We start from the raw sequence: 15,251 nt of genomic DNA, 5'->3' as shown, positions 1-15,251 counted from the left end.
CGGGTCGCGCTTATTTCAGCGAGGCCACAAAAGCCTCGATCCCGGCGGGATCGGCGCGGTTCAGCGGCAGGGTCGGCACAACGGTTTCCGCCTCGACCGTCTCGCCCTTCAGGACTTTCAGCGCGGCTTCAGCACCCATCTTGCCCATCTCGCGCGGCGATTGCGCGGTGACGGCCTGCAGCACGTCGTCGCCCGCCATCAGGCCCTTGGCCAGCTGCTCGGACCCGTCGATGCCGAAGACAAAGACCTGGCCCGCCTTGCCCGCATTGCGCACCGCCTGCATCGCGCCGATCGTGCCGCCTTCATTGGCGGCGAAGATCACGTTGATGCCGGGGTTTGCAGTCATGATGTCGGTCGCGACCGTGACGGCCTTTTCGGGCAGCCATGCATCCTGTTCCGTCACCACCTCAACCGTGTTGCCGACCGCGGCGGCCTCCTTGAAACCGCCGGTGCGCTGGCCGCTTTGTTCCGGCAGCAGCGATGAAAAGCCGAGGATGCCGATGCTGGCCGTGCCGCCAAGGCGTTCGGTGATGAACTTCGCGGCCGCCTCGCCCGAAGTCTTGCCGAGATCGGTGTTGGAGGTTGAGAAGGTCGCGGCCGCGATGGATTTGTCGTCCAGCCCGCCGTTCAGGGCAACAATGGTGATGCCCGCATCTTTCGCGCGTTTCAGTGCCCCGGCGGAGTTGGAGGCCGAAAGCGGCGCGATCACGATCGCATTTACCTTGCGGGCGATATAGGTGTCGATCGCCTCGGTCTCTTTGGCCTGATCGCCGTCGATATTGATCTCCAGCACCTCGGCGCCGCCCGCCTCGGCCCCGTCGCGGATACCTTGTTGCAGCGATTTCATGAAGGAATCGCCCTGGAAGACGATGCTGGCGATCACCGGCTTGTCCTGCGCAAAGGCAGGCAGCGCGAGGCCGAGGGCAAGGGCCGCAATCGTGCCCTTCAGAAGCGTGCGTTTCGTGGTCATTATGGTCTCCTCCCATGATGGACGTGTGTTTGGTCTTCGCGGTCTCCCCTCCGCTGCGGCCACTCCCTATGGCCTTACGGGGATATCGGGCATCAGATGTGAAAGCGGCGGGATGCCGCCGGTGGCCGTGGGTGAACGGAGCGAGGCCGCCGCCGCGCGATGGCCCAGCGTCAGCGCATCCAGCGGCGTCCAGCCGTCATGGATGCCAAGCAGCACGCCGGCGCAGAACGCATCGCCCGCGCCCACGGGGCTGACGATATCGGCGGGCGCCACAGGATCGGGCGCTTGGCGGATCGCCGCGCCATCCTTGGGTAGCCATAGCGCCATGGCGGGCGAATGCAGGATCACCGCGCGGGCCACGCCCGCCGCCAGCAGGGCGCGGCCAGCGGCCTCAAGCCCCGGCAGGTCATCAGGGCCTGCAATGGTCAGGCCGGTGGCGCGCGCGGCCTCCACTTCATTCAGGAACAGGTAATCGATCTCGGCCAGCGTCGCCTCCACCGTGGGGCGGAAGCCCGGCCCGTCGGACGAGACCAGATCGACACAGGTGACCAGCCCTGCAGCCCGGGCACGCGCCAGCAGATGCGCGGCGCCGGTGCGCCCGTCAGGGCCAATAGCATCAAGGCGGGCCAGCAGGTTCAGATAGCCCAGATAGAACAGCCGGGCACCCTGTGCCGCCAGATCCTCGACCGGGATCATGTCAGAGGTCAGATGGTCATTCGCCCCGCCATGATAGAGGAAGGTCCGGCTGTCGCCGGGCAGGTTCATCACATGGGTATGGGCGGTGGCCACCGCATCGCTGTCGATCAGCCAGGTATCGGCCACACCCCCGGTTGCACAGGCGCGCCGGACAGTGCCCGCATGGCGGTCCTGCCCGATCAACCCGGTCGCAAACAGCGGCAGGCCGGTGCCAAACGCGGCCAGATCCAGCACGACATTGGCCGCCCCGCCGCCGACGCCTTCAACCTCGTCCAGAATATGGACAAGGTCGCTTTTCGCGGGCCAGCGGTCCAGCGTATGGACGATATCGACGATCCAGTTTCCGGCGCAGACGATGCCGCCTCCCTTCAGCATCGACCCCGTCACGTCAACCCGCCCCCCGACGGGTCTTCATTCCAGAGCAGACGATGGGGGGCTGCGTCTTCCTCGATGGCGGTGAAACGCCCGACCGGATCGCGGAAGAAGTTGTCGGTCAGGTCGTCATTGCATTGGCTGACTTCGGCCACAAAGACATCGCCCGCGCCGGGTTCGCCCCAGAAGCTGTGCTGCATCCCACGCGGGATGGTGATGCCTTGCCCCGGGCGCAACCGGATCGGGCCGTCAAAAGCCGCAACCGCGCGGCCATCGACCAGAACCGGGCTTTCGTCAAAAGCCCCCTCGGGCGAGAAGGCAACCATCAAATTGCCGCCGCCGCGCACGATGATGTCTTCCAGTTTGACCTTGTGGGCATGGAAGGGCGTGACCTGGGCCTCACGCACGAATAGCAGCTTTTCGGCATAGGGCAGGGAGGTCGGATCGCCCTGCGCGCCATTGCGGGCGCAAAACAGCACCAGACCCTGCGCCGCGAAATCGCCCAGACCGAAATCGGTCACGTCCCATCCAAGCTGGCGCGCGCGCAGAAAGGCGGCAAGGTCGGGCTCCCGCGCGTGATCTGCGGGCCCCCATGCGGCCCAGTCGGGCAGGTGCCACTGGTATTGCGCCAGCATGGCCTCGGCCCGGATCAGAGCCGCGTTGATCTCTGACCGTTTCATGCGCGCGGCCCATAGGCCACGGGCACCACTTGCCCGGTCTTGCCCGCCTCAAGGGCGGCGGTCAGCACGGCGTGATGGTCAGCCGCTTCCTGCGGCGTGGCGCAATGGAAGCCATTGGCAGTGCCGCCCTCAAGCTCATCGATGAAGGCGGCCCACATTTGCTGGATCGCATCGGTAAAGCCAAATTCAAAGATACCGCCGGTGATGGTCGGGAAGACGGATTGATAGCCCAGATCCTCCACCTGCCAGCATTGCGGCCCGCCCGCCTCATAGCGCATGAACTGCCATTGCCGCGGCGATTTGGTGGTGAAGAAGGCCGAACCCTTCATGCCCAGCACCCGGATCGACCAGGTATTGCTTTCGCCAGGCGCGATCCGCCAGGTTTTCAGCACCAGCGGGAAATCCCCGCCTGCGGCGGGCACGGTGCCGGTGATGGTCGCATTGTCCCATGTCTCGCAGGGGACGCGGTTGCCCTTGCCATCGGGGCGGGTGGTCACCCGTTTCACAAGGCTGGCGCTGACGCTTTCGGGGCGCCAGCCAAGGCGCAGCGGCACATGCAGCACATGCATCCCCAGATCGCCCATGCAGCCATATTCGCCATTCACGCCGATCATGCGTTTCCAGTTGATCGGCTTGTCAGGGTTGATGTCGGAGGAATGCAGGAAGGCGGCCTCGACCTCCAGCACCTCACCGATATGGCCCTGGCGCACGAAATCGATCACCCGCTGCGCGCCGGGATAGAACGGCATCTCGGAGGAGCAGCGCACCAGAACATCCGGATGCGCCTTTACCGCCGCATCGATCACCGCATTCTGCCCGGCATCCATCCCGAAGGGCTTCTCGCCGAACAGGTGTTTCCCGGCGGCAAGGATCTGCGGATAGATCTCGGCATGAAGGACATGCGGCACTGCGCAATAGACGGCGTCGACCTCGGGATTGGCCAGCAGCTCACGATAATCGGTGGTGGTCTGGCGCACGCTGGGCAGATGGGTGGCGAACCAGTCCATCAGGCCCGGATTGGTGTCGCAGACCGCCACGATCTCGGGCCGGGCCTTCGCGTCGCTCAGATGCAGCCAGCGCGCGGCGGCGCTGGCCAGTTCCCGCCCCATCAGCCCGCAGCCGATGATGCCGAAGCGGATGATCTTGCCTGCCATGATCCCCCCCCTTCGCGATCAGGCCAGATGCGCCATGGCGGCATCGGCGCTGGCATTTTCATGCACCACGGCCATCAGCGCGCGGGTAATGCCCGCGGGATTTGCGTTGTGGATCACATTGCGGCCATAGACGATGCCGCGCGCGCCCTGCTTCATCAGCTCGGCCGTGCGTTCCAGGATCTCACGATCCGAGACCTTGCCGCCGCCGCGCACCAGAACCGGAATATCCTGCGCGATCTCGATCACGCGGTGATAATCCTGCACATTGTCGCAAGGATCGGCCTTGATGATATCGGCACCCAGTTCGACCGCTTGCCGCACCAACGGCAGGATCAGGTCGATATCGCCGTTCACCATATAGCCGCCCTTGGAATTGTCCTGCATCACAAGGGGTTCCACCATCAGCGGCATCCCATAGCGTTCGCATTCGCGCTTCAGCCCGTTCACGTTGCGCACACAGGCATGATAAAGTTCGGGCTGATCGGGCAGCAGCAGCAGGTTGACCACGACACAGGCCGCATCCAGCGCAACGGCCTGTTCCACCGGGCGGTCGATCACCTCGGAAAACAGGCTGCGCGGCAGCGGGTTGCCATAGACATTGGCGATATCGGTGCGCAGCACCAGCGCCGGGCGGTGCTTGCCCTTGATCGATTGCAGGATCGGTGCGGTGCCCGGCGGCAGCTGGATCGCATCAGGGCTGGCATCGGCCACGATGCGCACCGCCTCGTGCATGTTCTCGATCCCACCGAGGAAGGTCTTCTCATTGAACATGCCGTGGTCGATCGCCACGTCGAAGCAATTGCCGGAAGTGCCGAAAAGGCGGTTGAAGCGTGCGGCTTTCATGAGTGTCCTCCCTCATGTGAAAACGTTTCCACACAATTCACCGCAGCGGGGCATCGAGTCAAGCCCCTTTGCGGAATGGAGGGCAAGGCCTATGGACATGCCAAGGCCCGGGTCGCGCGGACCCGGGCCTTGTTCAGTACAAAGATTGCCGTCCTGGGGTGCGTCAGGTCAGAGCCAGCGCGAAGAGGCGCGGCTGCCACCGCCCACGGCATTGCCCAGGATCAGCCCGGCCACAAGGCCAAGCACCGCCACGCTGGACAGGACAACCGCCGTGGTGCCGGGGTTTTCGCGCATCTGATGCGCGGCGGCATGGGCTTGGTGGCTGACGCGGTGGCCAAGGCGGCGGGCGCGGCTGCGGGTCACTTCCAGCGCGTCACTGGCGGCATCACCGGCATCGTCCAATACTTCCGAGGCGCGGCCAGCGGCATCGCCTGCGCGGGCGGCAAGCGATTTGCCCATGCGCGACATCTCGCGTTTCAGATCGCTGATCTGCTTTTCCAGATCTGCGCGCAGGTCTTCTGCCATTTCGGTCTTCGGGTCAGCCATCTCAGATCTCCTGTCACTGGCAAAGCTGTTCGTTTCGCGAAGACAACACGGCAGCGGGCGGGCGGGTTCCATCACGGGCCCGTGACGCCGCGTCATGCCCGCAGGCCTTGCATGGCGGGCGACCTGCCCGCACAAAGGCCGCAAATGGCGGTTGCAGCGGAGAGCGGGCATGAGCGGGATCGACAGGCGCAGGGTAATGGCCATGGGGGCGGTATCGGCCGGGGCACTGTGGCTGGGCGTGGTGCCGGGCGCGACCGAGGGCAATCCGCCGATGCCCGCAGAGCTGCGTCGCGCGTTGGAGCACGAGGGAAAGCCGCCGGTTCTTGGCAACGGATCGGGCGATGTCACCCTGACTGAGTTTTTCGATTACAATTGCCCTTATTGCCGCAAGGCCGTGCCGGTGATCCGGTCGCTGATCGCGGCAGATCCGAAATTGCGGGTGGTGTTCCGAGAATGGCCGATCTTTGGCGAGGGGTCGTATTTTGCGGCGCAGGCCTCGCTTGCCGCCATGAAGCAGCGCAAATACTGGCAGATGCATACGGCCCTGATGTCAATCCGGGGCAGGGCGGAAGAGGCCTCGGTTCTGGTGGCCGCGCAGGATGTCGGTCTGGATCTGGCACGGCTGAAACGCGATATGGAATCGGATGCCGTGCTGTCACATATCGCCCAGTCCAGTATGCTGGCCGATCATATGGAACTGGCGGGCACGCCCTATTTCATAGCGGGCAATGATGGTCGGTTTGGTGGCCAGAAGCTGAAGGATCTGCAGGCATTGGTGGCGCAGGCCCGCAAGGAATTGGCCTGAGGGGCACCTGCTGGGCTGGATCAGACCCAGCCCAGCAGGTGCCACCACAGGTAATCCAGCGGCATCAGCAGGGTCACCGTGACCACGGCCAAGGGCAGGGTGATGCGCAGCAGATGGCCCAGCCTTTCGCCGGACAGCTGCATCGCCAGCACCAGCGGGCTGATCTGATAGGGGAACAGGATCGTGGAAAACCCCACGACCTGCGTCATCAGCACGGCCCGCAGGTCGAACCCGGTCTGTGCCGCCAGATCGCCCGCCATCGGTGTCAGCACGGCGGGCACACCCGGCACCGTGGTGAACAGGCCGGTCACCGTCGACATGACCGACAGGGACATGAAATTCAGCGCGGCAGCCCCGTGGTCCAGCGGCAGGAGCTGTTCCAGTGCCTGCCCCAGCAGCGCCCCTAGGCCTGAGACATTGACCAGCGTCCCAAGCGCCAGCGCGCCCGCCACAAACATCAGCAGCCCGAAATCGACCGAGGCCTTGAAGGCAGGTGGCGTCACCACCCCGATCTTTGGCATCAGCAGCAGCGAGGCCGCGATCATCCCGACCCAGGCGGCGTTGATGCCATGCAAGCTGTCGGTCATCCACAGGGCCAGCGTGGCCAGCAGGATCACGGCGACCCGCGCCTGCACCGCACCACTGACCTTGGCGCGCGGGGCGCTATCGGATGTGGCATGGTCGGTGCTTTCGGTGATCCTGGCCGGAAACAGCCAGATCACCAGCAGCACGGTTGCCAGCCCTTTTGCGATGCCCAGCACGGGATAGTGCAGCAGCAGATATTCCATATAGCCGAAATGCGCGCCATGGATCGTCTCTGCCGCGCCGGTCAGCACCATGTTGGGAATGTTGGAGGGCAGGATCGCGAAGCTGGGCATGTTGCAGCCGATGGCCAGCACGGCGGCGATGCCGATCCTTCCTTTCGATCCGGGGCCAAAGCCCACGCGATCGGCCAAAGCCATGCCGATGGGCACCAGCACCACCGCGCGCCCCACCGAGGAGGGCATCAGGAACCCGAGCAGCATCGAGACCAGCATCAACCCACCGATCAGGCGCGGATAGCTGCCGGTCAGCATCGGCGCGATCAGATCGGCCAGCCGCTGCCCCAGTCCCGAGACCGAGATCGCGGCCCCGATCACGAAGCCCGACACGATCAGCCAGACAGCGGTGGAGCCAAAACCGGCAAAGACCATTTCTGCTGGGGCCAGATGCAGCACGATCACCGCTGAAAAGAAGATCATGCTGGCCAGATAGCCCGGCACGACGGCGGTGCCCCAAAGGGTCAGGGTCAGCAGCACGATGCCAAGGGTCTGCGCCTGTGTCGGTGTGAGACCTGCGGGCGGCATCAGGCTGATCCACAGCCCGAAGGCCGCGATCAGGGCGACCAAGGCCGGTTTCAACGGCAAGGCAGACACAGCAGCAGGGCCGGGGGCGGGAACGGGGGGTTGCATCTTGGGGTTCCTTGTCACTTGGCGCGACCCTAGCCTCCTGCGGGGATATGTCATAGTCTGGTATCATGCCAACAGATATCGCTGAGACGCCAAACTTCACGCCAAGCGGCACCGCCTATGTGCTGGATCCTGCGCGACCTGTGCTGGCGCATCGACGCAGTTTGACCGCCGGACAATCGGTGGCAATGCACAACCATCCGCGCGGGCAATTGCTTTGGGCGGTGGAAGGGGTGTTGCGGGTCACCGATGGTCATGGCGTCTGGATCGTGCCGCCCAGCCATGCGGTCTGGATCCCCGGCGGCATGGCGCATCACATGGTTTGCGAAACCCGGGCCGAATTGCTGAACCTTTACGTCGATCCCTCGCGCGATCCCCGGTCCGGTCAGGCGAAGGGAAGGGGCGGTGGCTGCGTGGTCTTGATGCTGACCACGCTGGCACGCGCACTGATCCTGCGGTTGGGAGAGAGCGACACTGCGCAGGCCTTCGACGCGAGTCTGCGCAATCTGGCCGAGGTCACGCTGGACGAGATCGCGCGGCTGCAAGAGGCACCGCTGAGCCTGCCGGGCGGGCAGGACAGCCGCCTCACCCGGGTGACCCGCCATCTGGTGGCCCATCCTGCCGATCCGCGCCCGTTGACCGATCTGGCCCTGCTGGCTGCGGCTTCGCCCCGCACGCTGGAGCGGTTGTTTCGCAAGGAAACCGGCCTGAATTTCCGGCAATGGCGCGGCCGTTTGCGCCTTTTGGCGGCGGTCGAGGCGCTGCATCAAGGGCAAAGCAGCACGGCCATCGCATGGTCGCTGGGCTATCGCAGCCCAAGTGCCTTTGTTGCGGCCTTTCGCGCGCATTTCGGCCTGCCACCGCAGAAGTTTTTGCAGGGGGCGCAGGCGGGGTGATTGGCGGCGCATTCGAACGCGCTGCCCGGCGGAACGCGTCGCGACCCCTGTCGGATGGGGCGAGGCCTGAGGGACATCGTTCTGACGGCCGCCAAATTGATGCGCCCCGGCTCAAGGTGCTAGGGTCTGAAACACCCCGGTCTTAAGCAGGAGGCGCGGAAAAGACATAGCGGGTCTGACTGCGCCAATCCTGTCCGGGGCGCAGGATGCAGTCCGGGAAGGCGGGTTGGTTGGGGGCATCGGGCCAGCCCTGGGTTTCGAGCGCGATGCCGGCATAGGGCCCGTATTCCACCCCCGTCAGCCCTGCCACCCCGCTAAAATGGCGGCCATCATAGACCTGGATGCCGCATTCCGTGGTTTCCACCAGCATCGCGACACCGTCTTGCCCGACCAGGCGGGCGACAGGGCGCAGGGGTTGCCGCGCGGATGACAGGCAGAAGTTATGGTCATAGCCTGTGGATCCAATCCGCCGGGTCTTGCGGAAATCGAAGTCCGTTCCGGCCACAGGCGCGATCTGCCCGGTCGGGATCAGATTTCCATCGATGGGCAGATAATGATCCGCCGCAATCTGGAGGTGTTGGTCGCGGATGTCGCCCCCTGCATCCAGCGCGAAATAGCCATGATGCGCCAGATTGAATGGGGTGGCCGCATCGCTTTGCGCCTGCATCTCGAAGGACAGCGCCGCATCTGCGACCGAGATGGTGACCCGGATCACCACATTTCCGGGAAAGCCCATATGGCCATCGGGCAGATCCAGCACCATGGTTACGCGATCTGCGGCCAGATCGGTCACCTGCCACAGATGCTGATGGATGCCATCGCTGCCGCCATGCAGCATCTGCCGGCCGAATTCATTGCGATCCAGCGGATATTCCCGCCCGTCCAGCGTGAAACGGGCGCCCGCGATCCGGTTGGCAAAGCGGCCGACAAGCGCGCCGACATAGCGCCCCGGGCCGAGATAGGGCGCAATTGCAGGATAGCCCAGCACCAACGGATGCGCGACCCCGTCCAGACGCAGATCCTGCACCGTTGCCCCCAATGTCAGGATCGTGGCCGCAAGGCGTGGTCCGCGCAGGCGGATCGCCCGCACCGCGCGGCCATCGGGCAGGTGGTCGAATATCTCGATTGCGGTCACAGGATCACCAGAGGCTCAGGAAGACCCCGGAAGCCGGGGCGGATCAGATAGGGCAGGCCCTGTGCTGCATCGGGGTTACCGATCCCCTCTTGCGCGGTGGTCACCAGCATCTCGGACAGATCGGAACCACCAAAGGCCGGGCAGGAGCTGTGCACGCCGCCGACCGTCACCTGATGCGTGCGTTTACCTTGCGGGCTATAGCGCATCACAGCACCGGCACCCCATTTCGCGACCCAAAGCCCGCCTTCGCTGTCGCAGACCGCGCCATCGGGATTCAGCCCTTCGGATTGCAGATCCAGAAACAGCTGGCGCTCGCCCTCGGGCCAGCCTTCTGCGTCCAGTTGCTGTGACCAGACCCGCCCAAGCGCGGTATCGGCAAAATAGGCCAGCCGCCCGTCAGGGGCAAAGCTGATCGCGTTGGGGATGGTCACGCCCGCAAACAGCCGCTCCACCCGCCCGCGATAATAGCGGTAGATCGAACCGGCGCCATCCTGGGCCTGCTTGCCCATGGTGCCGAACCAGAAGCCGCCCTGCCGGTCTGCGCGGCCGTCATTCGACCGGGTTTCGGGCCGGTCCTCCTCCACCGCGACATGCGGGGTCAGGGTCCCGGTCTCCAGATCCAGCACGGCAAGGCCGGTCTCGGTGGCGACCAGCAGCCGGTTGTCATCGATCCGGCCCGCGGCCGAGACCATCCGGTCAAAGCGCCAGTCCTGCGGGCCGTTTGCGCCGCGCGTCAACAGGCGGCGGTTCAGGATGTCGAACCAGAAATACTGCCCGCGCGCCGGGTGCCAGAACACCCCCTCGCCCAGTTCGCACACCCTGTCATCAAACGCCACGCTCATACCTTGGTCACCATGCCCTTTTGCGACAGCTTCACCAGCCCCTTTTGCAGCAGGATGAACGCAAGCAGCAAGAAGCCGATGACGATCTTGGTCCACCACGACGACAGGCTGCCGTCAAACACGATGTAAGTCTGGATCAATCCCATGGTCAGCACACCGACCAGCGTGCCGAACATATAGCCCGCGCCCCCGGTCAGCAACGTGCCACCGATGACCACGCAGGCAATCGCGGTCAGTTCGGTCCCGACCGTGGCCAGCGAATAGCCCGACCCGGTATAGACCGAGAAGACGATACCGGAGAGGCCCGCCATCAGCCCGGAAAAGGCATAGACCAGCACCGTGGTGCGGCCCTGACGCACCCCCATCAGCCGTGCCGTCGCCTCGCCCCCGCCAAGCGCGAAGACGCTGGTGCCGAAGCGGGTCTTGTGGGCCACGATGATGCCGACCAGAAACACCGCCAGCATCAGCACACCGATCAGGGTCAGCCGCCCCTTGCCCGGCATCAGCCAATAGGCCGATTGCAGGGTCTTGTAGAACTCATGCTGGATCGGGACGGAGTCGATGGACAGAAGATAGGCCCCGCCGCGCGCAAGGAACATGCCCGCCAGCGTCACGATGAAGGCGGGCATCACCAGCCAGTGGATCAGCCAACCCATCAGCGCCCCGAAACCCGTGGTCAGGATCAGCAGGATCCCGAAGACCAGCAGCGGGTGCAGTCCGGTATCGCGCAGCATCACCGCGATGAAGACCCCGGAAAAGGCAATGACCGAGCCCACCGACAGATCAATGCCGCCCGACAGGATCACCAGCGTCATGCCGACCGCCACGATGCCAAGATAGGCATTGTCGGTCAGCAGGTTGCCGATCACCCTTGTCGACAGCATGTTGGGGAATTGCAGCCAGCAGATCAGATAGGCCACCAGAAAGATGCCGATGGTCACATAAAGCGGCAGGGCGCGGGTGTTGAGCGAGATGTTCATGGCGCGGCCTTTCCTTCCGGCTTGACGTTGCGGCGCTGGCTTTCGCGCCAGTAGCGCCATTCGGCCATGATGCGCGGCGATTGCAGCACAAGGATAACCAGCACCAGCACCGCCTTGATCACAAGGTTGTATTCGGACGGAAAGCCGGCCAGCCGGATGCCGATGCTGATGGTCTGGATGATCAGCGCACCGATCACCGAGGCCGCGATCGAGAACCGCCCGCCCAGCAGGGAATTGCCGCCGATCACCACGGCCAGGATCGCGTCCAGTTCCAGCCACAGCCCTGCATTGTTGGCGTCAGCCCCCCGGATATCGGCGGTCACGATCATTCCGGCCAGCGCGGCGCAGACCCCCATCGCCATATAGACCGCGATCAGCAGCACGGTCGCATTCACCCCGGCAAGGGCGGAGGCGCGGCGGTTGATCCCCACCGATTCAATCAACATGCCAAGGGCGGTGCGCCGCATCAACAGCGTGGTCAGCACCGCAGCAAACAGCCAGATCCATGTGGGCACCGGCAGGCCCAGAAGCGAGCCCGATCCCAGATAGGCCATCGCCGGATCGGTAAAGGTCAGGATGCGGCCTTCGGTGATCAGTTGCGCGATGCCGCGCCCCATCGTCATCAGGATCAGCGTGGCGACAAAGGGCTGCACGCCGACCAGTGCCACCAGAACCCCGTTCCACAGCCCCGCAAGCAGCCCCGCCACCAGTGCCAGCAGCAAGGCGGGCACAAGACCATAGCCCGCGCTGATCGCATAGGCGGCGGTCGCGCCACAGATCGCCATGGTGGCACCGACCGAAAGGTCGATCCCCTTGGTGGCGATCACCAGCGTCATGCCGATGGCCAGCAGGGCCACCGGCGCGCTGCGCTTGAGCACATCGATCATCGGCCCGACCAGCCGCCCGTCATTGACCGAGATGGACAGAAAGCCCGGATAGAACAGCGTGACCAGCAGCATCAGGGCCGCCAGCGCGATCAGTTGCGGGGCAAGGCGTCTCATGGCGTCCTGCATCAGCCTGTTACCTTCTGGTTGGGTATGTCACTCTGCTCGGTTGTGTCACTGGCGGCGATGGCGCGCATGATCGCCTCGCCAGTGATGTCCTGGCCCTTCAACTCCGCGATATGGCGGCGGTCGCGCAGCACGATGACCCGGTTCGACACCGCGATCAGCTCGTCCAGTTCGGACGAGATCACCAGCAGCGACATGCCCTGTTCGACCAGTTCATGGATCAGATGCAGGATCTCGGCATGGGCACCGACATCGATGCCGCGCGTGGGTTCATCCAGGATCAGGAAACGCGGGTTCATCGCAAGCCAGCGCGCCAGCACCACCTTTTGCTGGTTGCCGCCCGACAGATCCCCGATGCGCTTTTCCCGGCCCGAGGTGCGGATGTCGAGACGCCTGATATAGTCATCCGCGATGCGGTTCTGCTCCGCGCGCGGGATGGGGCGGGCCCAGCCCAGCCGGGCCTGCAACCCCAGAATGATATTCTCGCGGATCGACAGATCGGCCACGATCCCGTCGGTCTTGCGATCTTCGGGCGCAAAGCCAAAGCGTTGCGCGATGGCCTTGCCCGGCGATGACAGATCCAGTGCGCCGTTCTGATCCTGCGCGCTGCCGCTTTGCGCGGGCCGGATGCCGAACATCGCCTCGGCGCTTTCGGTGCGCCCCGATCCCAGCAGACCGGCAAGGCCCACGACCTCACCCGCGCCGATCTCAAGATTGAACGGCTCTATCACGCCGCGCCGCCCGAAGCCCTCGAATTTCAGCATGGCCGGGCGCGGGCCGCGATCGGGGGGCGGATTGTGCAGCACCTCGTCCTGCAGGGTGCGGCCCAGCATATGTTCGATCAGGCGCACACGGTCCAGCGTCGCCGTGTCTTCGGTGGTGATGTAACGGCCATTGCGCAGAACGGTGATGCGGTCTGTCAGATCGAACACCTGATCCAGAAAATGCGACACGAAGACGATGCCAAGCCCCTTGGCGCGCAGGCCGCGCACCACATCGAAAACCATCTGCACTTCGCGGGCGTCAAGGCTTGCGGTCGGCTCGTCCAGGATCAGCACCTTGCCCGACAGCGCAACGGCGCGGGCAATGGCGATGATCTGCTGGATCGCCACCGAATAGCTGCCCAGATCCCGGTCGACATTCACATCCAGCCCGTATTGGGCCAGCATCGCCTGCGCCTGCACGCGCATCGCGCGGGCATTGATCATGCCAAAGCGGCGCGGTTCGCGCCCGAACATCAGGTTCTGCGCCACCGTCAGATTGGGCAGCAGGTTGACCTCCTGATAGACCGTGCCAATGCCCAGATCCTGCGCCTCCACGGTTGAGCGCGGCGCGATCTCCGCGCCCTCCAGCACCACCGTGCCACCGTCGCGCTGATAGGCGCCGGTCAGGCATTTGATCAATGTGGACTTGCCCGCGCCATTCTCGCCCAGCAGGGCGTGAACCTCGCCCGCGCGCAGATCGAATGACACATCATCCAGCGCCCTTGTGCCGGGAAATGTCTTGGTCAGAGACCGGATCGAAAGCAGCATGGCCCAACTCCCTCAACTGGCCCTGCATCCATGCCCCATGTGCAATGGCAAGAGGGGCAGGATCAAAACAGACCGGGCCGCGCCCAAGGCGCGACCCGGACCGCTTGGATGATATCAGTAACCCAGACCCTTGCGGGCTTCATATTGGCCCGCCGGATCATCGGCCTGGGTATACAGCTTCGACTCGGTCTGGATGAACTTGGCGGGCTCGGTGCCGTCTTTCCAGAAGGCTTCCAGCGCGTCATAGGCCGGGCCTGCCATGTTCGGGGTCAGCTCGACCGTCGCATTGGCTTCGCCATCGGCCATGGCCTTGAAGATATCGGGCACGGCATCGATGGAGACGACCAGAATGTCGGTCCCCGGCTTCAGGCCGGCTTCCTTGATGGCCTGGATGGCACCGACCGCCATGTCGTCATTATGGGCATAAAGCGCGCAGATATCCTTGCCGCCATTTTCGGCCTGCAGGAAGCTTTCCATGACTTCCTTGCCCAAGCTGCGGGTGAAGTCGCCGGTCTGGCTTTGCACGATCGAGAGGTTCGCATGGCCTGCGATGCCTTGCTCGAAGCCCTTCTTGCGGTCGATGGCGGGCGAGGAGCCGGTGGTGCCTTGCAGTTCCACGATGCGGCACTCCTTGCCAGCCACCGTATCGGCCAGCCACTTGCCCGCAACTTCGCCCTCATGGACCAGGTTCGACCCCACAGCGGTCAGGTAAAGCGACGGATCGCTGTCCACCATACGGTCCAGCAGGACAACCGGGATCTCGGCCTCTTTGGCCTCTTGCAGCACGGCGTCCCAGCCGGTTGCGACGACCGGCGCGATCAGGATCGCATCAACGCCTTGCGCGATGAACGAGCGCAGCGCGGCGATCTGGTTTTCCTGTTTCTGCTGCGCATCCGAGAATTGCAGCTGATAGCCGCGCTCTTCGGATTGCGATTTGGTCAGCGAGGTTTCCGCCGCGCGCCAGCCCGATTCAGAGCCGATCTGCGAGAAACCGATCACCTTGCCATCGGCCATGGCCGAGGTGGCGGCCAGCGCGACGAAGGCGGCGCTGGAAAGCAGGGTCTTGATGGTCATGTCGTCCTCTCCCTAGTGATGTTGTGCCGGTCCTCTTCCGGCGTCGTGAACCGGAGCGAGCCTTGCCCCGGCGGTATTGCAGACCTGACTGCCCTTGCAGGCAGCGGCCCGATTTCGTCACCCCCCAAGCCGCGTAACGGTCGCGCAACGGCCGTGCGCGGCATGGCCTTCCTCAATGCGAATCCTTTCCGACATCTCTGCCGCGTTGTCCCTTGAGGAAGTCGAGATCGGCACCGGTATCGGCGCCGGTGACATGGGCGTGGTGCAG

15 protein-coding genes are annotated in these 15,251 nt (G+C 64.5%); 2 read left to right on the top strand and 13 right to left on the bottom strand.

The window, feature by feature from the left end:
* Positions 1–10 precede the first annotated feature (10 nt).
* From GBJ34_RS19620 to GBJ34_RS19595, 6 genes are all read right to left on the bottom strand, one after another.
* Positions 11–970, bottom strand: a complete 960-nt coding sequence (locus GBJ34_RS19620) for a substrate-binding domain-containing protein (RefSeq protein WP_151720872.1) — start codon at positions 968–970, stop codon at positions 11–13.
* A gap of 66 nt (positions 971–1,036) precedes the next feature.
* Entirely contained in the window at positions 1,037–2,041 is a 1,005-nt protein-coding gene (locus tag GBJ34_RS19615; protein WP_151720871.1) for a carbohydrate kinase family protein, read from the bottom strand.
* An 8-nt stretch (positions 2,042–2,049) separates the two neighbouring features.
* Entirely contained in the window at positions 2,050–2,718 is a 669-nt protein-coding gene (locus GBJ34_RS19610) for a D-lyxose/D-mannose family sugar isomerase (RefSeq protein WP_151720870.1), read from the bottom strand.
* Positions 2,715–3,872, bottom strand: a complete 1,158-nt coding sequence (locus GBJ34_RS19605; protein ID WP_151720869.1) for a Gfo/Idh/MocA family protein — start codon at positions 3,870–3,872, stop codon at positions 2,715–2,717. Before GBJ34_RS19605 ends, GBJ34_RS19610 begins: the two co-directional genes overlap by 4 nt.
* Positions 3,873–3,890: 18 nt before the next feature.
* Complete coding sequence (locus tag GBJ34_RS19600; RefSeq protein ID WP_151720868.1) at positions 3,891–4,715, bottom strand: class I fructose-bisphosphate aldolase; 825 nt, start codon at positions 4,713–4,715, stop codon at positions 3,891–3,893.
* Between the two features lie 168 nt (positions 4,716–4,883).
* A complete protein-coding gene (locus tag GBJ34_RS19595; RefSeq protein WP_151720867.1) occupies positions 4,884–5,261 on the bottom strand; it encodes a hypothetical protein in 378 nt (125 codons plus the stop codon).
* A 169-nt stretch (positions 5,262–5,430) separates the two neighbouring features.
* On the opposite strand from GBJ34_RS19595, the gene GBJ34_RS19590 reads away from it, so the two are divergent.
* The gene (locus tag GBJ34_RS19590; protein WP_226341292.1) at positions 5,431–6,066 is read left to right on the top strand and encodes a DsbA family protein; all 636 of its coding nucleotides are present in this window, start codon (positions 5,431–5,433) and stop codon (positions 6,064–6,066) included.
* Positions 6,067–6,086: 20 nt separating this feature from the next.
* Here the strand turns inward: GBJ34_RS19590 and GBJ34_RS19585 are convergent, their stop codons facing one another.
* Complete coding sequence (locus GBJ34_RS19585; protein ID WP_151720866.1) at positions 6,087–7,517, bottom strand: SLC13 family permease; 1,431 nt, start codon at positions 7,515–7,517, stop codon at positions 6,087–6,089.
* Between the two features lie 65 nt (positions 7,518–7,582).
* Between GBJ34_RS19585 and GBJ34_RS19580 the strand changes: the two genes are divergently transcribed.
* Complete coding sequence (locus GBJ34_RS19580) at positions 7,583–8,410, top strand: AraC family transcriptional regulator (RefSeq protein WP_151720865.1); 828 nt, start codon at positions 7,583–7,585, stop codon at positions 8,408–8,410.
* Between the two features lie 142 nt (positions 8,411–8,552).
* On the opposite strand, the gene GBJ34_RS19575 is transcribed toward GBJ34_RS19580, so the two are convergent.
* From GBJ34_RS19575 to ytfQ, 6 genes are all read right to left on the bottom strand, one after another.
* Positions 8,553–9,545: an aldose epimerase family protein gene (locus GBJ34_RS19575; RefSeq protein ID WP_151720864.1), complete on the bottom strand. Its 993-nt coding sequence runs from the start codon at positions 9,543–9,545 to the stop codon at positions 8,553–8,555.
* The gene (locus GBJ34_RS19570; RefSeq protein ID WP_151720863.1) at positions 9,542–10,387 is read right to left on the bottom strand and encodes an SMP-30/gluconolactonase/LRE family protein; all 846 of its coding nucleotides are present in this window, start codon (positions 10,385–10,387) and stop codon (positions 9,542–9,544) included. Before GBJ34_RS19570 ends, GBJ34_RS19575 begins: the two co-directional genes overlap by 4 nt.
* The gene (gene yjfF, locus GBJ34_RS19565; RefSeq protein ID WP_151720862.1) at positions 10,384–11,367 is read right to left on the bottom strand and encodes a galactofuranose ABC transporter, permease protein YjfF; all 984 of its coding nucleotides are present in this window, start codon (positions 11,365–11,367) and stop codon (positions 10,384–10,386) included. Before yjfF ends, GBJ34_RS19570 begins: the two co-directional genes overlap by 4 nt.
* Positions 11,364–12,368, bottom strand: a complete 1,005-nt coding sequence (locus GBJ34_RS19560) for an ABC transporter permease (RefSeq protein ID WP_226341291.1) — start codon at positions 12,366–12,368, stop codon at positions 11,364–11,366. Before GBJ34_RS19560 ends, yjfF begins: the two co-directional genes overlap by 4 nt.
* Before the next feature lie 11 nt (positions 12,369–12,379).
* On the bottom strand, positions 12,380–13,909 hold the full coding sequence (locus GBJ34_RS19555; protein WP_151720860.1) for a sugar ABC transporter ATP-binding protein: 1,530 nt from the start codon (positions 13,907–13,909) through the stop codon (positions 12,380–12,382).
* Between the two features lie 114 nt (positions 13,910–14,023).
* Positions 14,024–14,983 carry a galactofuranose ABC transporter, galactofuranose-binding protein YtfQ gene (ytfQ, locus tag GBJ34_RS19550; protein ID WP_151720859.1) on the bottom strand — a complete coding sequence of 320 codons (960 nt, stop codon included), beginning with the start codon at positions 14,981–14,983 and terminating at the stop codon, positions 14,024–14,026.
* Positions 14,984–15,251: the final 268 nt, after the last annotated feature.

It is taken from the genome of Gemmobacter serpentinus, from assembly GCF_008973825.1.
GTDB lineage: Bacteria > Pseudomonadota > Alphaproteobacteria > Rhodobacterales > Rhodobacteraceae > Gemmobacter > Gemmobacter serpentinus.
The sequence above is the reverse complement of the archived record's forward strand: the minus strand, read 5'-3'. Positions and strand labels throughout refer to the sequence as shown.